The organism is Amycolatopsis sp. NPDC047767, from assembly GCF_040704195.1.
Classification (GTDB): Bacteria; Actinomycetota; Actinomycetes; order Mycobacteriales; family Pseudonocardiaceae; genus Amycolatopsis.
Genome location: NZ_JBEYSJ010000041.1, coordinates 23,548 through 42,373, shown reverse-complemented (window position 1 = coordinate 42,373; position 18,826 = coordinate 23,548). Strand labels below are relative to the sequence as shown.

Here is an 18,826-nt window from a genome sequence, read left to right as displayed (position 1 = left end):
GATCAGTCCTCGTCGAGGCCGTGTTCGATCGCGTACCGCGCCAGCTCCACGCGGTTGTGCAACTGCAGCTTCCGCAGGGTCGACTGCACGTGGTTCTCCACCGTCCGGTGGGAAAGGACCAGCCGTTCCGCGATCTGGCGCGCGGTCAGCCCCTTCGCGACCAGCCGCAGCACGTCCGTCTCGCGTTCGGTCAGCCGCGGCGGCGCCGGCTCGGCGGAGGGGGGCGCGTCGGCCATCCGCCGGTACTCCCCCAGCACCAGACCGGCGAGACCGGCGGTGAAGACGGGATCGCCCTCGGCCGTGCGGCGGACGGCGTCCACGAGCTCCGTCACGGACGCCGACTTCACGAGGTAACCCGAGGCGCCGGCTTTCACCGCCTCCAGCACGTCGGAGTGCTCGCCGGAAGCCGACAGCACGAGCACCCGTGTGTCCGGCAGTTCCGTCGTGATCTCGCGGGTCGCGTCGACGCCGGAGGTGCCGTCGAGGTTGAGGTCCATGAGGACGACGTCCGGGCGGACCGTGCGCGCGATGCGGACGGCGGCGGGGGCGTCGGGCGCCGTGGCCCGGACGTCGAAGCCGTTCTCACCCAGATCGCGGGCGACGCCGTCGCGCCAGATCGGGTGGTCGTCGACCACCATCACGGAAATCGTCATCGTCCGCCCCTCGTTTTGTCGGGCCCGCCCTTGGTCGGCACGCGCACCTCCCACTCCGTGCCGCGGCCCGGAGCGCTGTCCAGGGCCGCGGTGCCGCCGAGATCACGCACCCGGCCTCTGATGGACTCCACCACACCCAGGTGCCCGTCGGCCTCCGCGCGCGCCAGCCGGCCTTCGGGAATGCCCGGGCCGTCGTCGCGGATGCTCACCACGACCTCGCCGCCCAGGTCCTCCAGCAGCACCCACGCGCGGGCGTCCGGACCCGCGTGCTTCTCCACATTGGACAGTGCCTCGCGGGTGACGGCCACCAGTTCCGAAGTCAGGTGCGCGGGCAGGTCGACCGTGCCCGCGGGCGTCGCCACTTGCACCGTCGGCGTGGCCAGCAGCTGCAACGCCGAACGCAGGTCCGCGGTGCCGTTGCTCGCGATCGCCCACGACGGCTCGGTGGTCACCAAGGCGCGCAACGCGACCTCCTGCTCACCCGCCAGCCGCGCCAGGTCGGCTGCTTCGCCGCCCACCTCCATGCCACGCCGGCGCACCCGAGCGAGGACCTGCAGCACGCTGTCGTGGATCGAGCGCGCGAGCCGTTCCCGTTCGGCCGTCGCGGCTTCCGTGCGCAACGCCAGCGCGAGCGCCTCCGCCGAGCGCCGTGCCGTGGTGGCCGCCATGCCGATCAGCATGCTGCTCGCGCACAGCAGCACGCCGTCGCGGAAGACATCGAGGTCCAGCCGTTCGCGCGCGACGCCGGTGCCGACGGCGACCACGAGTCCCGCCAGCACCCCGCCGCCCGCGCCGAAACGCGTCGCCGCCGCGATCGGTCCCACCGCGGCCCACACGGTGGTGATCAGCGGCGCGGCCTCGGCGTACTGCGTCGGCGACAAGATGAAGGGCGACAACAACATCAGCCCCGTCGTCAGCACGACGTCGAGCACCACCAGCCACCGCGGCCGGCCGCCTTCGTGCAGGTACGCGAAGCCCGACACCAGCGTCCACACGCCCATCGCCGCGACGACGGCCCACGCCAGCCACGCGCGCTGGAACTCACCGCGGTGCGCGATCACCACGCCGAGCGCGAACGCCCAGGTGACCACCCGCAGCAGCACGACCCCACGCCACAGCGGCGTCGCCGGGTCGCGGGTGACCGGCGTGCTCACTTCTCCTCGTCGTCGCCCCGAGTCGGCACTTCGGCTTCGTCGGAGCCCGGTTCGGCGTCGTTGGGTTGTGCCGCCTGGTCGTGGAGCACGTCGACGGCTTCGGGATCGGGATTGTGTTCGTGGAGCAGCGACCGGATGCCCGCGTTGAGCACGGCCAGCAGCGGCACGGCCAGCAGCGCGCCGGCGATGCCCGCGGCGACGAGGCCGGTGGCGATCGCGAGCACCACGGCCAGCGGGTGCAGCCGCACCGCGCGCCCGAGCAGCAGCGGCTGCAGCACGTGGCTTTCCAGCTGCATCACGCCGATCACGATCGCCAGCACGATGATCGCGCCGATGAATCCCTTGGTGACCAAGGCGATCAGCACCGCGACGCTGCCGGCGATCACGGCACCGATGATCGGGATGAACGCGCCGAGGAACACCAGCGTCGCCAGCGGGATCACCAGGGGCACGCCGACGATCCACAGCCCGATGCCGATGCCCACGGCGTCGACCACCGCCACCGCGGCCGTCGCGCGGATGTAGCTGACGAGCGACGCGAACCCGCGGCGGCCGGCCACGTCCACGCGCTTGCGTACGCGAGCCGGGACGCCGCGCACGAGGAACGACCAGATCTGGTTGCCGCCGGCCAGGAAGAAGATCGTGACGAACAGCGTGAGCACGAAGCCGGTGAGGATCTCGCCGACGGTGCCTGCCGTGGTCAGCGCGGTGTTCGTGAGCGAGGCCTGGTTGTTCTGGATGAAGCCGATCGCGTTGCTCAGGAAATCCTGGATCTGCTCCTGGCGCAGGTGGATCGGCCCGTTGGTGAGCCAGTCCTTGATCTGCGTGAGGCTGTTGTTCAGCTGCTGCTGCAACTGCGGCAGGCCGCTGGAGAACTGCGTGATCACGAACGTGAGCAGCCCGCCCAGCACGGCCAGCCCGGCGATCAGCACGATCGCCGTCGCCAGCCCCCGCGGGAACCGGACGTGCACGAGCTTCTCCACGGCGGGTGCGAGCAGCGCCGAAAGCAGCAGCGCGATCGACACCGGGATGACCACCGCCGACAGGTACCCCATCAGCCAGATCACCGCGTACAGCGCGGCGATCACGACGATGAACCGCCAGCTCAGGGCAGCGGCCACCCGGAGTCCGCGCGGGACTAGACCGGTGACGTCGTTGTTCTCGGGCAGGAACGGTTGCTCGCGCCGTCCGCTTGGTGACTGGCTCACGGTGCCCACCGTATCGGTCTACCCCGTCATTTCCGGGCGCAATCGCGGCGGGGCGTCCGTCGGTTCGCCCGAAGTGGCGCTTGACAGCCGACTGTGGAGTAACCGCGCTCCGCCAGTGGTGATCACCGAACGTGAGATCGGACCACACTCTGTGTTGTTCACACGATGGTGGCATCAAGTCGTGTCAAGGATGCGTGACGGGTGTGACTCCTGGTTTTCTCGGTCGCACACCCGGCGACGAGGAACGCAATTTCCGCGATTCCGAGAAAGCCGGCGGGAACCTCAAAAGCCCGAAAGTTTTTCCCGAGCCAGACGTTTCGAGTTGAGGAGAAGCACGAGTGACGAACGCGGCGAACGAGGGGCGGGACGCGAAGCGCGTCGGCCGTCTCGCGTCGCGTGCGCTGTTCGTCCTCGGTGGCGCGGTCGCCGCGACCGCCGCCGCGTGGGCCGTCTCCTCCTCCGCTGCCTCGGCCGACACCATCCAGGCCGGTGAGGTCGGCGCCAGCGTCACGCCGGTGACCGACGCGACCGTCGCCAATCTCGGCGACGTCACGCGCGGCGTCTCGCAGTTCGCCGGCAACGTCGCCGGTACCGCCGCAGGCGCCGTGCAGAACGTCTCCGCGTGCGAGCAGGACGCCACCACGTGGTCCGAGCCGGGCCACGACCGGCCGATCTGCTCGCTCGACCCGCGCGACCACATCGGTGGCCCGCACCGCGACCAGGTGCGCACCACGGCCGACCACGAGGTGTCCGGGCGCGTCAGCGACGCCGTGACCGACCTCGGTGAAGACGCCGTGCTGCACCCCGCGGCGCGCACGCTCGGCGCGATCGAGCACATCGCCCGCAAGCCCGAGGACACCCGCCGCGTGATCGACGAGGCCACGGCCCCGTCGCCCGAGGCGCAGGACTTCGGCCGCAAGGTGTGGGACCTGCTCGACCCGAGCCACACCGGGTCGCTGGTCGACCTCCCCGAGCTCCCGGGTTCGCCCGTCGAGCCGGCCGCTCCCGTCTCGGCCGCCACCGGCACCACCGGTGACACGGCGCAGAACCTCGGCGCCGCAGCGGTTTCCACCTCCGACGCGCTGCGGGCGATCTTCTCCCGCTCCGCGCACGAGGACCTCGCGGCAGCAGGCGACAGCGTCGACACGTCTTCGCGTGGCGACCACCGCAACCTGCCCGACCCGTTCTCCCCGGCGCAGCTCCCGATGGCGCCCCCCTCCATCCCGACTGTCCCCGGCGGCGGGAACAACACCGCCCCCGGTGGTCACCTCGACGGCCTCAACTTCGGCGTCCCCTCGTGGGTCACCGCTGCCGTCGACAACGCCGTGGCGGGTTCGACCCGCGCCGGTGTGCGGCACACGCCGCTCAGCCCGGGCGAGCAGCCCGGCGTCACTCCTGACTGATTCACCTCACCCGCGGGGTCGCTGACGCGTCCTGAAGCTCGGGCACCTTCGTCGTGCCGGCTTCGCGTCACCGACTGAACCCCGCGGGTTTTCTCGCGATGCGCCCTTTTCCGCGCTCGCACCGCACCACCCCTCTGGTGCGCTTTCCCTCAATTGATCACGGCGAAAAGCGCACCTCCACAAGCCCGCAAGGGAACCCGAAATGAAGGAGAAAAACCCCATGCAGACCTGGGCAAAGCGCGGACTCCAGACCGCGTTGGTCACGGGTGGGTTGTTGATGCTGGGCACCGGCATCGCCTCGGCCGACGAAAACGTCAACCCTGACACCCCGGCCTCCCCGCTCGACCTCAACGTCACCGTTCCGGTCGACGTCGACAACAACGCCATCGGCACCCCGCTGGGTCAGGTGGACGTTCCTGGTTACCAGGGTGAGGTCAGCACCAAGCCCGTCACCTCCGCCGTGAAGGACGCTCTCGCTTCGGCGAAGAGCCCCGGCGGTGCGGCGAGCAACCTGACGGACAGCCTGCCGAAGGCCGACGCGCCGCGGCAGCTGACGCCGACCCACGACGCCCTCAAGGGCAACAAGGTCTCCGGCGACCTCGTCGTGCCGATCCAGATCGTCGACAACGCCGTCGGTGTGCTGGGTGACGCGAACGTCGACGGCAAGTCGCACGAGCAGACCTACTCGCACAACCAGGACATCGCGACCTCCGGCAAGAACTCCGGGCTCGCGGGCAACGTCGTCGCCCTCGACTGGGCGCTCCCCGTGCAGCTGGCCGGCAACGGCGTCGGCCTCGCGGGCGGCTCCGGCGCGGTGCACGGCGGCTCGGCCAGCCAGAGCACCACCGAGACCGGCAACATCGACACCACCGGCAAGGGCTCCGGCCTGTCCGGCAACGTCGTCGCCGGCCAGTTCGCCACCCCGGTGCAGGTGACCGGCAACGCCGCGTCCTGGATCCTGGGCAACGGCTACAGCCAGTACACCGCCGACACCACGGCCACCTCGGGCGGCTCCGCGCTGACCGACGGCAAGGGCGGCGCGGGCACCGGCAACGTGGTGGGCGCGCCCATCGCCCTGCCGGTGAAGTTCAACGGCAACGCCGGTGGCGTGTGGGGCTCGGACGCCGACGCGTCGTCCTCCTCCTCGGCCGACGCGAAGGCGGGCGACAAGCGGCCGGGCAGCCTGGCCGGCACGCCGACCTACCTCGAGACCGACGGTGACAAGTCGTTCCTCGGCGGCAACGCCGTGGCTGCGCAGCTCAGCCCGATCGCGAACGTCGCGAGCGTGGCGGGTTCGTGGATCGGCAACGCGACCACGGGCATGTCGCCCGAGCGTTCGGTCGGCAGCTCGCACTCGAGCACCGTCGACTCCGGCGGCTTCGTCAAGACCTCGGGCCAGCAGGCCGCGGGCGCGGGCAACGTGGTCGACCCGGCCGTGGCCCTCCCCGTCGAGGTGTGCGGTGTCGGCGGCACCTACATCGGCAACGCGCACGCCGCGTGCGACAACACCACCGACGCCAACGCCGGCAACGGCAGCTACACCCGCGGCAACGACACCGTGCTGGGCGGCAACGTCGTCAACAGCCAGGTGGCGGGCGCTCCCGAGGTGCACGGCATCGGCGGCAGCCACATCGGCAACGCCTCCGGCACGTCGAACGAGACCAAGACCGTCACGGCCGGTGGCTACGACGGCAGCCAGGGCAACGACTCCTCGGGCTCGGGCAACGTCGTCCAGGTCCCGGTGGGCGTGCCCGCCGAGGTCTTCGGCGTGGGCGGCTCGTTCATCGGCCAGGGCTCGGCCGACGCGCACGAGACCAAGGTCGTCCAGGGCGGCGGCGGTGGCAACACCGACGACGACAACGGCTTCCTGAGCTCGAACCTCGGCACCGCCCCGGTGTCGGCCCCGGTGCAGGTCTTCGGCATCGGCGCCGCGTTCGTGGGCCAGGGCCACGGCAACGCGTCCGGCGACACCACCTCGGGTGCCGGCTGGGACACGCACGCGAAGGGCACCGGCGGTGCTGGCGCGGGCAACATCATCGAAGCCCCGGTCTCGCTGCCCGTCCAGGGCCACGGGATCGGCGGCGCGGTGGCCGGCATCGGCACCGCGCAGGCCGACAACCTGACGGACTCGACCGCCGGTGGCAACGCGCTCACCGACGGCAAGGGCGGCGGCATCGCCGGCAACATCATCAAGGCGCCGATCGCCGGTGCGGTGAACCCGTCGGGCACCGGTGTCGCGGGTGCGGCGCTGGGCCACGCGGCCGGTTCGAACGACGTCGCGTCGACCGCGGGCGGCTCCTCGCTGACCAACGGCAACGCGGGCGCGGTGGCGGGCAACGTCATCGGTGCCGACCCGCTGGCGGCCGTCCCGGTCGTGGCGGACTCGGTGTCCGCGGCGGGCGTGTCCTCGGCCGACAGCATGAACACGCAGGACGTGACCGCTGCCGGTGACGACACCACGTCGGGTCTCGAGGGCTCGGTTTCGGGCAACATCCTCGACATCCCCGTCAGCGCGGTCCCGCACGTGGTGACCAACGCCGTTTCCGCGGCCGGTGTCGCCCACGCGACCGGTGACAACAACATCACCGCGACCAACGGCGGCAACCCCACCACCGACGGTGACGGAAGTGCGCTCTCGGGCTACAACTTCTACCACCACCTGCCGGTCAACGTCCCGGTCTTCGGCGTCCCGCTGGAGCTGCTGGGCACCGCGACCGCGGAGGGCACCGACAACACCGTCGTGTCCGAGCCGTCGATCGACACCCCGCTCGGCAACGAGCTCGGTGCCGCTCAGCTGCCGGCGCTGCCGGCTCTGGCGTCGCTCCCGACCTCCGGCGCCACGCCGGGCCTGCCCGCGCTGCCGGGTCTGCCCGCCCTGCCGGACGCCGGCGCGCTGCCGGCCCTGCCGGACGCCGGTGCTCTCCCGGGTCTGCCCGCCATGGCGATGCTGCCGGGTGCCGAGCGCGCCGACCTGCCGGTCAGCGGGCTCTCGGCCCTGAACGAGCTGGGCCAGCTCAAGGGCGCCACCTCCCTGCCGACCGTGTCGGGCCTGGGCAACGGTGTGCACCTGCCGGGTCTGCCCTTCGGTGGCGAGCGCGCGGACGCTCCGGCTCTGCCGGCGCTGCCCGCCCAGCTCCCGGTGAAGGCGAACCTGCCGACGCTGCAGCAGCTCCCCGCCGTGACGGCGCTGCCGGCTCTGCCGGGCGTGCCCGCCACGCTGCCGACGTCGGGTGTCCCGGCGCTGCCGACCGCGGGTCTGCCGGCTCTGCCCGCGCTGCCCGCCGTCCCGGCGCTGCCCGTGGCTCAGGTCCCGGCGCTGTCGGGCATGGACTCCTCGCCCCTGGCGATGATCCAGCAGCTGGCCGCGAAGGTGACCGGCTTCTTCAAGAAGTGAGCATGTAGCTGAACCCGAAACGGGCCCGGAAGCAGCCAGCTTCCGGGCCCGTTTTGTTGGTGCGTCAGGAAAATTCGAGCGAACGCTTAGCGAGGCCGTGCCAGAACCCGTCGATCACGGTGCGGCCGGTCGTCTCGCTCGCGCCGAGCGTGACGAACAGCGGCGCGAAGTGCTCGATGCGCGGGTGCGCGACGGCGGCGGCCGGGGCCTTGTGCTGGAAGTCGAGCAGCGCGTCGACGTCGCCCCGGTTGATGACCTCGTCGCCCCAGTGGTCGAACTCGGTGGACCACCGCGGCGGCGTGCCGTCGGTGCCGTCGGTCTCGCGCATGGCGCTGAGGTTGTGGGTGAAGAAGCCGCTGCCGATGATCAGCACGCCTTCGTCCCGCAGCGGCGCGAGCTTGCGGCCCAGGTCGAACAGCTCCTGCGGGTCGAGCGACGGCATGGAGACCTGCAGCACGGGGACGTCGGCGTCGGGGTACATCTCGACGAGCGGCACGTACGCGCCGTGGTCGAGTCCGCGGTCCGGCGCGTCGTGCACGGGGGTGGTGGACTTCAGCAGCTTCCGCACCTTCGCCGCCAGCTCCGGCGCGCCGGGTGCGGCGTATTTCACCTGGTAGAAGCGGTCGGGGAACCCCCAGAAGTCGTACACGAGGGGCACGGTCTCGGTCGCCCCGAGCGTCAGCGGCGCCTCCTCCCAGTGCGCCGAGACGACGAGGATCGCCTGGGGCTTCGGCAGGTCCGCGGACCAACCGGCGAGCTGCCGCGTCCACCGCGCGTCATCCGCCAGCGGCGGCGCACCGTGGCTGAGGTAGAGAACCGGGGTGCGGGACATGCGTGCCTCCAAGTGTTTGAAACTTCAACTACTAGAGTACTCGACGCTGCGAGGGTCGGCGATATTTCCGGTTGCGTGGGGTTTTCATCGGTCCCGCACCCTCCCCACCCTGCGACGCGGCGGGCGTTTGGTTAGCGGCGTGTGTTGCGGGAACCTTCCTGCTGGCGCGGCAAGCTGCGCGTTCGGCCGGCCGGATTCATCCACGGCTGGTCCCTTGTCTCGCCGGTTGTCGAGGACTGGTGTTTTGCTTCACCAGTTGTCCGCAGACCTGTTCGGTGCCTCGCCGGTTGTCCGTGACCGGTCGATGTCGCGCCGGTTGTCCATGACCGGCTCGTTGGCTCGCCGGTTGTCGAGGACCGGTGCATTGCCTCACCGGTTGTCCATGACCGGCTCGTTGGCTCGCCGGTTGTCCACGACTGGTTCTCTGTCGCACCGGTTGTCCGCGACAGGTCCCCCGTCTCGCCAGTTCTCCATCACCGGTTCGTTGGCTCGCCGGTTGTGCGACCGGTCCCTGTCGCACCGGTTGTCCATGACCGGTTCGCTCGCTGGCTGGCCGCCACCGATCCCTGTCGCACCGGTTGTCCACGATCGGTGCTTCATTCACCGGTTGTCGGAAGCTGATCCGTCGTCCGTCGGGTTGTCCACAGCTGGTCCCCCGTGGCGCCAGTTGTCCACAGATTTCCCGCGGGTCGTTTTCAGGCGCCTGACCTCGATAAACTGGAGCGGGGCCGTCCCCCCGAGGAGGGCGGGGGTCTGTTCGGGGCGCGGTCGGGCGGGCAGGACAGGTGGGCGTGCCCGGCTGGATGCGCTGTGCACGTTCCGCCGGACTGCCTTCGCGGAGGCGATGTCGGAGTGGAGTGCTGAGGATCGGGAGACGTTCGCTCGCCTGTTGACGAGCTTCATCACGAACTACGAAGCCATCGGTCACCGACCACAAGTGGCAAGATGATCGACATGGACGACTCCGGCCCCGCGGGCGCCTTCGCGTCCTCCGAGCTGATCCGCGTGGCCCAGGTCGTCGCCGCGGCGGCGCCGCACGCGGCGGCCCTGATGGACCAGCAGCTCGGCGACCACGACGAACTGCTGCCGACCATGTACTTCGACGCTCTCGGCGTCTGGTACCTCGCCGCCTGGCGTCGCCGCGACGTCGACCCCGAGCAGTTCGCGCAGGCCGGCGCCGTCGCGGCCGTGCTGGACGCCGAGTTCAAGGCCGATCCCCAGGTCGAGAACGCCATCGCGGTCGGCTTCGTGGAGACGTTCACCTAACCTGCCCGCGTCCGAACAAGCCGCCGCGGCGACTCTGCCGCCGGTGCTGCGGGCCGAGTACGCCGCGATGGCCGCCTGGCGCCCCGGCTAGTCGTGGGCGAGGTCGGCGAAGCGGCTGTAGTGCAGCTGGTGCGCGACGACGATCGTGCTCGTCGGGCCGGCGCGGTGCTTCGCCAGGATCAGGTCGGCTTCGCCGGCGCGGGGGTCGTCGCGTTCCCAGGCATCGGGGCGGTTGATGAGGATGACGATGTCGGCGTCCTGCTCCAGGGAGCCCGACTCACGGAGGTCGGACAGCATCGGCTTCTTGTCGGTGCGCTGTTCCGGACCACGGTTGAGCTGCGAGATCGCGATGACCGGCACTTCGATCTCCTTCGCGAGCAGCTTGAGCTGCCGCGAGAACTCCGAGACTTCCTGCTGCCGCGACTCGACGCGCTTGCCCGAGGTCATCAGCTGGAGGTAGTCGACGACCACGAGCTTGAGGTCGTGGCGCTGCTTGAGCCGGCGGGCCTTCGCGCGGATCTCCATCATCGTCATGTTCGGCGAGTCGTCGACGAACAGCGGTGCCTCGGAGACCTCGCTCATGCGGCGGGCCAGGCGGGTCCAGTCGTCGTCGGACATCTTGCCACCGCGCATGTCGGCGAGGCGGATCTTGGCCTCGGCCGAGAGCATGCGCATCACGATCTCGGTGCGGCTCATTTCCAGCGAGAAGATGACGCTGGTCAGGCCGTGGCGGATCGACGCTGACCGCACGAAGTCCAGGCCCAGTGTCGACTTACCGACACCGGGGCGGGCGGCGACGATGATCATCTGGCCGGGGTGCAGGCCGTTGGTGAGCTCGTCGAAGTCGGCGAACCCGGTCGGGATGCCCTGCGACTGGCCGCCGCGCGACGCGATGGCGTCGATCTCGTCCATGGTCGGCTGCAGGAGGTCTTCGAGCGCGACGTAGTCCTCGCTGGTGCGGCGCTCGGTGACGTCGTAGATCGCGGCCTGCGCGCGGTCGACGACCTCGTCGATGTTCGCGCCGTCGGCGGCCGCCGCGCCGTAGCCGTACTGTACGATGCGCGTGCCCGCCTCCACGAGCCGGCGCAGCACCGCCTTCTCGGCGACGATCTCGGCGTAGTAGCCGGCGTTGGCCGCGGTGGGGACGGTCGCGATGAGCGTGTGCAGGTACGGCGCCCCGCCGACGCGGCCGAGCTCGCCGCGGCGCTCCAGCTCCGCCGACACCGTGATCGGGTCTGCGGGTTCGCCGCGGCCGTAGAGATCGAGGATGCAGTCGTACACGGCCTGGTGCGCGGGCCGGTAGAAGTCGCCGGGCCCGAGCGCCTCGATCACGTCGGCGATCGCGTCCTTCGACAGCAGCATGCCGCCCAGCACCGACTGCTCCGCCGCCATGTCCTGCGGCGGCTGCCGGTCGAACCCGGGCCCCGGGTCACTCGGGCCCGGATCGGAGTCCGAGTCGTACATCGGACCGCGGTCGTCGGTGAGCGCCACCGCCCCGGACACCTCCTCGACCGGCGGGCAAAGCCGCGGTCATCCCCTGACACTCGTCACGTCTTGTGTCGAACGGCGCCGCGCGAGCCCTCCTCGTGCGAACACCTGTTCGATTATGCCGGATCTTCTCCGACTTTCCCAGCCCAACCGCCGGGCCCTCCTTGATGATGGACCGGCGTCCCCCTCGCCGATGATCTACCACGCCGGGCGCCACCGTGAGTGCTGGCCGAGAGGGGACGCTAGATCCCCCGGACGGACGAGCGCAATTCCGGGTGTTGACCGTCCTGTGGATAACTTGTGGACGACTGGAGGTAACCAGTCACAGGTAGCCGCCACGCTGTGGACAAGTTGGGGACAGTCCTGATCACCTTCACGAAATCCCCAGGTCAAGGCCTGTGTAGAGACTGTGGAGAACTTTGTCGAAACTCGTCCGGCGTGTCGCGCGCGGCGCGTCGTTCGGCGTGTCGTCCGGGCGCGTGCACACCTGCCTGTGGATGAATGCTACGGAGCGTAGAGGCGTGACCCGGTGGGCTGAACGAGTGGCCACACCGGTCGCGTACCGGGAATTCGGTGCTCTGAGTAACCGCTGAGTGAGAACACGCTGGTAGGCCGCCCGCAATACAAAAACCGGGTGGGGTTCACCTGGCGGCAACCTGAACGTGCCGCGCTCGAAACCCCACCCGGAGTAGCGCTCTAACGGGTCAGCCCAACGCGCTCTGTGCGGTCCGCAACCGATCCCCGATCGCCTTCGGCGTCCCCGGCGTGAACACGACCAGCGAGTCGTCCCGCCCGGGCCGCTCCTCCATCAGCCACCGCCCCTCGGCGGTGTCCACGAAGTTGATCGGCTTCGGAATCCGCCGGCGCCGCCCCCCACTCGACCGCGCCGCGACGTACAACGACCCCGCCCCGGTCCGCGGCGCCTTGAGAATCCGCTGAATCTCCTTCAGCGGCGCGAGCGCCTCGTTCCGCCCGGGCCCCGTCTGCATGATCGAACGCTGCGACACGTCCTCCGACCCCGCCGCGTGGCCACTCTCGAACTCGGACTTACTGGTCACCAGCGGCTGCCCCTGCGCGCCCTGGCCGGCCGGCATGAGGTCCAGGAACGTCGGGAGCAACAGATCGGGCCGCTGGCGCACCACGGTCACCGTCTGATCGCCGATGACCCGGAGCAGCGCGAAGCCCCCGCCGTTCCCGCTCCCGACGAGCACGGCGTAGTTCGAGGGGCTGCCGTCTTCGAACTGCCCGTCGAACCACCCGTAGTACTCGAGCTGCGGGTGGCAGATCGACTCGATGAGCGCCAGCAGGTCACGGTCCATCCCTCGCGGACCCATCAGCCCGATCTCGGTCAGGACCTTGTTCACGTCCTGGTCGATCGTCCGCTCGGCGTCCGGGTCCAGGAAGACCGGCATGTCCGCGATGACCTGGTGCGGCTCACCGCCCCGGCGCTTGATCAGGTTGAACAGCGTCGGGAGGGTGAACTTGTTCGGTTGATCAAGGGTGATCACGTCGTTGGGCCTCATTCACCGATCACGGGTGGCGCGGTCAGCTCGTCGGTGCCGAACAGCTCGTTGGCATCTTCTTCGACGAGGTACTTGGTCTGGTGCTCCTCGTCCTCGGTGCCCTTGCCGCCCTTGGCGCCGCCCGCACCCATGCCGCCCATCCCGGACGCGCCGGCCTTCCCGGCCGCGCCTCCCATGGCACCGCCACGCATGCCTGCGCCGGCCGCGCCTTCACCAGCGCCGAGCCCGGCCGCCGCCCCGGAGGCCGCGCCCCCGGGGCCGAAGCCGCCGCCGAACGCACCGGGTCCGAACCCGGCGACGGCACCCGAACCGGCGCCGCCACCACCGAACCCGCTGCCACCGCCGGCGCCTGCGCCTGCGCCGAAACCACCTCCCGGCCCGAACCCGCCCCCGGCACCGCCCGGCCCGAACCCGCTCGAATCGAACGACGACGGTGTAAAGCCCTGTGCCGTGGTGCTGTCCGAGCCCGTGGGGTTGTAGGTCCCGGTCGGGATGCCGGTGTTGTTGGGGTTGTTCGGGTCGTTGATGCCGCTGTGGCTGGTCGAGAAGTCGGTCGGCTTCGCGTCGAACTTGGGCATGTTCGCGGGGTTGAAGCTGCTGGTGCCACCCCCGCCGGGGCCGCCGCTCATGCTCGGGATCTTGCCGCCACCACCGGGGCCGCCCGGCACGTTCGGGCCTCCAGGGTTCGACAGGTTGTTGCCCTGCCAAGCGCTGTACTGCGGCAAGCCCTGTGCGTTCGCCCCTGACGCGCTGTAGTAGCTGTTGTACGCGTCGACGTTCGCTTTCGCGTTGTTGTTGTACGAGTTGATCTCGTCGTCTTTGTCGCTGAATGGGTTGACACCGTCGAGGAAGCCAGCCGACGGTGGGTCCTTCGGGATGTCCTGCACCTTCGACTTGACGGTGCCGAAGCATTCGACCTGCGTGTTGAGGTATGTGTGGCTCTTGCCGAGGTTGTTGACCGAATCCTGCAACCAGAGACCGAGCGGGTGCGCTCCGGCTTGAGCGGCCGTCGCACCGCCGCCCTGCCAGGCGGCGTCCATCTTGTTGTTCAGGTTGTCGATTTCGGTGACTCGGCCGCTGTGAATCTTCTGAAGGTTTACAGCGCCACTGACACCGGTGTTGAGCGAGGTCGGGTCGCCTGCGTGGATCCTCTGGTAGATCGTGTATGCGTCGATCGACCTGCCGCCCACGTTGGCCGACTGCTGCTGAGCTTCGGGCCCGCCACTGAAGATGCCGACCAGGCCACCGACGACCGCCCCGACGCCGGCACCGACGGCTGTGCCGACCCCGGGCACGACGGAACCGATCACGGCGCCGTATCCGGCGCCGATCGCCATCCCCTTGACTTCCTTGCCCATGGTGTTGGCGTCATTCCCCATGATGAGCCACTCCTTCCGAGCCAAATACTGGCGGCGTGGTGATCACGCCGCCGCCTTGAGATGGTCGACCACCACGCCGGCGACCTCTTGTGCGAAACCGCACGGGTCGGCCTTGTGTTGGCCCGCTGAAATCTGCGGGACGATCGAAACGGCGAGCTGGTCGGTGACACCGAGCCAAAGCTGGCAGTTGCCGGACGGCCTGCCGTCGTGAGCATCGGCGAGCACGCCGGGATAGCCGTTCACTGTCACCGGTTCGAAGTACGCGGATTGCGCCTTCTGGTCGTAGATGTCGCTGATCCCGTTCTTGTTCTGGGGCAGCGCACCGATGCTGACGGAGTTCAACGGGTTGCCCGTGGATTTGAACGAGCAACTGACGGAAGACTCATTGACCGTTCGCCCCGGATAAATGAAGCCTTCCTTGGCTGCCTCGTCCGCGTTCAGGACATTGCAGGGGTTGTTCAGCAGGTCATCGGTGGGCAGCGGGGCGGGAACCTTGGGACCCGCCCCGCCGCTCGACGCGCCACTTGAGCTCGGAGACGCGGAGGGATCTGCAGAGCCGCTGGTTTCCCCGCTGCAAGCGGTCAGCAGGCCGAGCGCGACGATCGTTGCAGCGGTGAGGCGAATGGTGCGGGGCAGCATGCGGGGCTCAGGCTCCAGTCTTGTCGAGATTGTCGCGTTGTTGCTGTTCGTGGACCGTGATCTTGTTCTTCGCGGCGGTCAGCGCGGTGATGAAAGCAGCAACGTAGTCGACCATGCGCTGGTGCTGGTCGAGCAGCGTGTATCCGGAGGGGTTCGCACCCTTGTCGACGAAGTCGTGGCTGGCGAACTCGTCGGCCGGAGGCTTGACGTAGGCGATTTTCTGCGCCTCGACGAGGTCGTCTCCCAGGTGATCGTGCAGGTCCTGCCACTGCTTGATGACCGAGTCGATCTCGTCCTCGTCGAACTGATATCCGCCGGCAGCCCCGTAACTGCCCACCTTGATCGGAGGAGTCGGTGGAATCTCGGACATCGGCGTTACCCCCTTGGGCTACCTCTCGCTCCCCAAACGGCGAGATCAGCAGGTTGGATGGTAACGCACGGCCGTTGGTTCCCGCTCGGGTTCAGGCGAGTTCGGGAGCCGGTCGAAATCGATCTTGTGGTGGCCTGGACCAGCGGTTCCAGGCGGGTTACGCCGGCGCTTTGAGGTGCTTGATCATCACCGTCGCGACCTGCTGGGCGACGCCGCACGGGTTGGTCTTGTTTCGGCCCGTGCCGATCTGCGGGATGACCGACGCGGCGAGCTGATTGGTGACGCCGACCCACAACGTGCAGGTGCCGGAGGAACGGCCGTCCTGAGTGTCCGCGAATACCGCTGGGTAACCCTCTATCGAAGTCGGTTCGAAATAGGCTTGCTGCGCCTTCATGTCATAGATGTCGCTGATTCCGTGATCGTTCTGCGGAAGAGCCGTGATGTGGACGAAGTTCTGTTTGCTCCCCGACGAGGTCCATGCGCAGCTGCGCAGCGTCTCCTGCACGGTGCGGCCCGGGTAGGCGAGGCCGATCTGCGCGGTTTCGGCAGCGTTGAGGACGTTGCAGGGATCGTTGAGCAGGTCCGTCGTCGGCAGGGGTGCGGGGACCTTCGGGCTCGAGGCGGTACTCGGCGGACTCGAGCTCTGCGGCGGCGTGGGTTTCGCGGCTTCCGCCCCGCACGCGGTGAGGAGGCTGAGCGCGGCGCCGACGGCGACGACGCGGATGGCGCGGTGCGGCATGCGTGGATCTCCCCTGTGCCACGGACCAAGATCAGCGGCGAGGCTAATGCAGAGAGATCAACCTGTCGCGGTGCGCAGCGTCAGTCACCCAAAAGAGAAGCGCCCCTCGGGTTGGGACCCGAGGGGCGCTTCGTCAGAACCAAACCGTCAGACCGAAGTCGCCTTGACTTCGAGGCGGACGTCGACCTTCACGTCGGGGTGGAGGCGGGCGTTGACGGAGTGCTTGCCGACCGTCTTGATGTGGTCGCGGAGGTCCAGGACGCGCTTGTCGAGGAGCGGGCCGCCCTGGGCCTTGATCGCGTCGACGATCTCGCCGGCGGTGATGGAGCCGAAGAGCTTCTTCGAGCCCTCCGCCGCCTTGCCCGTCAGCTGGATGGCGCCGAGGCCCTCGAGGGTCGCCTTGATTTCCTTGGCGTGGTCGAGGTCGCGGATGCGCCGGGACTCCTGCGCGCGCTGGATGGTGCGCACGTTCTTCTCGGCGCCCTTGCTGGCCACGATGGCGTAGCCGCGGGGCAGCAGGTAGTTGCGGGCGTAACCGTCCTTGACCTCGACGATGTCGCCGGGGCCACCGAGGTTCGCCACGTCGGTGGTGAGAATGATCTTCGCCATGACGAGCCTCCTCAGCGAGCGGTCGAGGTGTAGGGCAGCAGCGCCATCTCGCGCGAGTTCTTCACCGCGATGGCGATGTCACGCTGGTGCTGGCTGCAGTTGCCGGTGACGCGACGGGCACGGATCTTGCCGCGGTCGGAGATGTACTTCCGCAGCAGGTTGGTGTCCTTGTAGTCGATCAGTTCCGGGCGGCCCTTCTTCTCGGCCTTGCAGAAAACGCAGACCTTCTTCTTGGGCTTACGGATGGGTGGCTTGGCCACTGTGTTCTCCTGGATTCAAATCTTGAGGTGTAAAAGTGCGAGATCAGAACGGGGGTTCGTCGGCGAAACCGCCGCCGCCTCCGCCCGCGGGCGGGGCGGAGCCCCACGGGTCGTCGGCCGGCATGCCGCCGCCACCGCCGCCTCCGCGGTTGCCACCGCCACCGCCGCCGCCGAAGTCACCGCCGCCGCCACCGCGGCTGACCTTGTTGACCTTCGCCGTGGCGTACCGCAGCGAGGGCCCGATCTCGTCGACCTCGAGCTCGACGACGGTGCGCTTCTCGCCTTCCTTGGTCTCGAAGGACCGCTGCTTGAGCCGGCCCTGCACGACCACACGGGCGCCGCGGGTGAGCGACTCGGCGACGTTCTCCGCCGCCTGGCGCCAGATGTTGCAGCGCAGGAACAGCGCCTCGCCGTCCTTCCACTCGCCCGACTGGCGGTCGAGGGTGCGCGGGGTGGACGCGACCGTGAAGTTCGCGACCGCCGCGCCGGACGGGGTGAAACGCAGTTCCGGGTCGGAGGTCAGGTTTCCGATCACCGTGATGACGGTGTCTCCAGCCACGGGGACGTCCCTTCGGCTCAGGCCTTGGCGGCGACGGGCTTGGCCGCGGCGCGCTTGACCTCGCGGCGCATGACCTTGGTGCGCAGCACGGTCTCCTGCAGCGACAGCTGACGGTCGAGTTCCTTGACCGCGTCGGAGTCGGAGTTCAGGTCGAGCAGCGCGTAGATGCCCTCGGCGTGCTTCTTGATCTCGTACGCCAGGCGACGGCGGCCCCAGACGTCGACCTTCTCGACGCTTCCGCCCGAAGTGCGGATCACGTTGAGGAAGTTGTCCAGCGTGGGGGCGACCGTGCGCTCGTCGAGCGTGGGGTCCAGGATGACCATTACCTCGTAATGGCGTGACACAACCACTCACCTCCTATGGGCTCGCGGCCACGGACTGTCCGTGGCAGGAGGGTTTGTCCAGGTAAGAGTACCTGGGGGTACCGACAGTCCCGTCAGGAGGCCCGGCGCAGCGCCCAGGTGCGCACCAGCCCGGCCGTCACGCCCGCCAGCACGATCACCGCGAGCAGCATCGGCAGCTGGATGTCGGACGCGCCGCCCGACGTCGCCAGAGCTTCGGCGTTGCCGGCGTTGCGCACGTCCGGGCCCTGGCTCTGCGTGTCCTGGCCGCCGGTCACGGGCGCGGCCGAGCCGGGCAGCGTGCCGTTGGCCGGGTAGCGGATGCCGGGGGCGATGGCGGTGCCGGGCGTCGCGGTCGGGATGCCGTTGTAGTCGCGCTGCGGGGCGGTGCCCGTGGACCCGGGGATCAGGTTCGCGAGCGGGCCGCCGTCCGAGCCCGGCGAGGTCGAGGGCGAGGTCGACGGCGAGCTGCTGCTCGGCGGCGTCGACGAAGAGGTCGGCGGCGTGTAGTTCGTGGCCAGCGTGGTCAGGCCGCAGTTCGACGCGACGGAGGTGGTGATCGCGTCGAGGACCTGCTTCTTCGTGTCGGCGCTGTAACCAAGTGCGGCGTTGCCCTGCAGCGCCTGCCCGACGGCGTTGCCGATGCTCTTACCGTCGATGGTGCCGCCCGACGAGCTGGGCACGGTGCCGACGGTGAGTGTCTTCGCGGATAGCGCGTTGGCCACGCCATCGGGGTTCACGCCGTTCCACGAGATGAGTCCGAGCAGCGTCTGGGATTTCGACGCGGCAGCCTGCTTCGCCAGCGCGCTGACGGAGGAGCCCGGCAACGCGACCGTGTCGCCCATGCTGCCGCTGACCGAGCCCGTGCACTGGTTGGCCAGGGTCGTGGCCGCCGAAGCGGTGCCCGAACCGAGGAACGCGCCGCCGGTCACCAGGGCGGCCAGCGCGGTGACGCTCAGTGCACGCCGGGTTCTCAGCCAGGTGGGGTTCTTCGGCACGAGCGCAGTCC

At 69.5% G+C, this 18,826-nt stretch carries 18 protein-coding genes; 3 read left to right on the top strand and 15 right to left on the bottom strand.

From position 1 onward, the window contains the following. Positions 1-2: 2 nt before the first annotated feature. From AB0878_RS42785 to AB0878_RS42775, 3 genes are read right to left on the bottom strand one after another with little or no spacing between them, the layout of a single operon-like run. A complete protein-coding gene (locus tag AB0878_RS42785; protein WP_366587746.1) occupies positions 3-653 on the bottom strand; it encodes a response regulator transcription factor in 651 nt (216 codons plus the stop codon). Beyond that, on the bottom strand, positions 650-1,807 hold the full coding sequence (locus AB0878_RS42780; RefSeq protein WP_366587744.1) for a DUF5931 domain-containing protein: 1,158 nt from the start codon (positions 1,805-1,807) through the stop codon (positions 650-652). The genes AB0878_RS42785 and AB0878_RS42780 overlap by 4 nt, the downstream gene beginning before the upstream one ends. Continuing rightward, on the bottom strand, positions 1,804-3,015 hold the full coding sequence (locus AB0878_RS42775) for an AI-2E family transporter (protein WP_366587742.1): 1,212 nt from the start codon (positions 3,013-3,015) through the stop codon (positions 1,804-1,806). The genes AB0878_RS42780 and AB0878_RS42775 overlap by 4 nt, the downstream gene beginning before the upstream one ends. 338 nt (positions 3,016-3,353) lie before the next feature. On the opposite strand from AB0878_RS42775, the gene AB0878_RS42770 reads away from it, so the two are divergent. Together AB0878_RS42770 and AB0878_RS42765 are read left to right on the top strand one after the other, a co-directional pair. Next, complete coding sequence (locus AB0878_RS42770; RefSeq protein ID WP_366587740.1) at positions 3,354-4,418, top strand: hypothetical protein; 1,065 nt, start codon at positions 3,354-3,356, stop codon at positions 4,416-4,418. Positions 4,419-4,638: 220 nt separating this feature from the next. After that, on the top strand, positions 4,639-7,812 hold the full coding sequence (locus AB0878_RS42765; protein WP_366587738.1) for a PE-PGRS family protein: 3,174 nt from the start codon (positions 4,639-4,641) through the stop codon (positions 7,810-7,812). Positions 7,813-7,876: 64 nt separating this feature from the next. On the opposite strand, the gene AB0878_RS42760 is transcribed toward AB0878_RS42765, so the two are convergent. Further along, complete coding sequence (locus AB0878_RS42760) at positions 7,877-8,644, bottom strand: class III extradiol ring-cleavage dioxygenase (RefSeq protein WP_366587736.1); 768 nt, start codon at positions 8,642-8,644, stop codon at positions 7,877-7,879. Between the two features lie 954 nt (positions 8,645-9,598). On the opposite strand from AB0878_RS42760, the gene AB0878_RS42755 reads away from it, so the two are divergent. Beyond that, the gene (locus AB0878_RS42755; RefSeq protein WP_366587734.1) at positions 9,599-9,910 is read left to right on the top strand and encodes a hypothetical protein; all 312 of its coding nucleotides are present in this window, start codon (positions 9,599-9,601) and stop codon (positions 9,908-9,910) included. Positions 9,911-9,997: 87 nt separating this feature from the next. Here AB0878_RS42755 and dnaB read toward each other — a convergent pair whose 3' ends face one another. The 11 genes from dnaB to AB0878_RS42700 form a co-directional block, all read right to left on the bottom strand. Continuing rightward, a complete protein-coding gene (gene dnaB, locus AB0878_RS42750; RefSeq protein ID WP_366587732.1) occupies positions 9,998-11,401 on the bottom strand; it encodes a replicative DNA helicase in 1,404 nt (467 codons plus the stop codon). A 701-nt stretch (positions 11,402-12,102) separates the two neighbouring features. After that, positions 12,103-12,921 (bottom strand): ESX secretion-associated protein EspG, encoded by an 819-nt coding sequence (locus AB0878_RS42745; protein ID WP_366587730.1) that lies wholly within the window; start codon positions 12,919-12,921, stop codon positions 12,103-12,105. After that, positions 12,918-14,300 carry a hypothetical protein gene (locus AB0878_RS42740; protein WP_366587727.1) on the bottom strand — a complete coding sequence of 461 codons (1,383 nt, stop codon included), beginning with the start codon at positions 14,298-14,300 and terminating at the stop codon, positions 12,918-12,920. Before AB0878_RS42740 ends, AB0878_RS42745 begins: the two co-directional genes overlap by 4 nt. A 42-nt stretch (positions 14,301-14,342) precedes the next feature. After that, positions 14,343-14,939 carry a DUF3558 domain-containing protein gene (locus AB0878_RS42735; RefSeq protein WP_366587724.1) on the bottom strand — a complete coding sequence of 199 codons (597 nt, stop codon included), beginning with the start codon at positions 14,937-14,939 and terminating at the stop codon, positions 14,343-14,345. A gap of 7 nt (positions 14,940-14,946) precedes the next feature. Continuing rightward, a complete protein-coding gene (locus AB0878_RS42730) occupies positions 14,947-15,309 on the bottom strand; it encodes a hypothetical protein (RefSeq protein ID WP_366587722.1) in 363 nt (120 codons plus the stop codon). Positions 15,310-15,466: 157 nt separating this feature from the next. Continuing rightward, positions 15,467-16,048 (bottom strand): DUF3558 domain-containing protein, encoded by a 582-nt coding sequence (locus AB0878_RS42725; RefSeq protein ID WP_366587720.1) that lies wholly within the window; start codon positions 16,046-16,048, stop codon positions 15,467-15,469. 147 nt (positions 16,049-16,195) lie between these two features. Beyond that, positions 16,196-16,657: a 50S ribosomal protein L9 gene (gene rplI, locus AB0878_RS42720; protein WP_220245348.1), complete on the bottom strand. Its 462-nt coding sequence runs from the start codon at positions 16,655-16,657 to the stop codon at positions 16,196-16,198. A gap of 11 nt (positions 16,658-16,668) precedes the next feature. Beyond that, positions 16,669-16,917, bottom strand: a complete 249-nt coding sequence (gene rpsR / locus AB0878_RS42715; protein ID WP_003098744.1) for a 30S ribosomal protein S18 — start codon at positions 16,915-16,917, stop codon at positions 16,669-16,671. 43 nt (positions 16,918-16,960) lie between these two features. Continuing rightward, complete coding sequence (locus AB0878_RS42710) at positions 16,961-17,476, bottom strand: single-stranded DNA-binding protein (RefSeq protein WP_366587717.1); 516 nt, start codon at positions 17,474-17,476, stop codon at positions 16,961-16,963. Positions 17,477-17,493: 17 nt separating this feature from the next. After that, positions 17,494-17,820: a 30S ribosomal protein S6 gene (gene rpsF, locus AB0878_RS42705; protein ID WP_220245346.1), complete on the bottom strand. Its 327-nt coding sequence runs from the start codon at positions 17,818-17,820 to the stop codon at positions 17,494-17,496. Between the two features lie 92 nt (positions 17,821-17,912). Continuing rightward, on the bottom strand, positions 17,913-18,815 hold the full coding sequence (locus AB0878_RS42700; RefSeq protein WP_366587715.1) for a hypothetical protein: 903 nt from the start codon (positions 18,813-18,815) through the stop codon (positions 17,913-17,915). Positions 18,816-18,826: the final 11 nt, after the last annotated feature.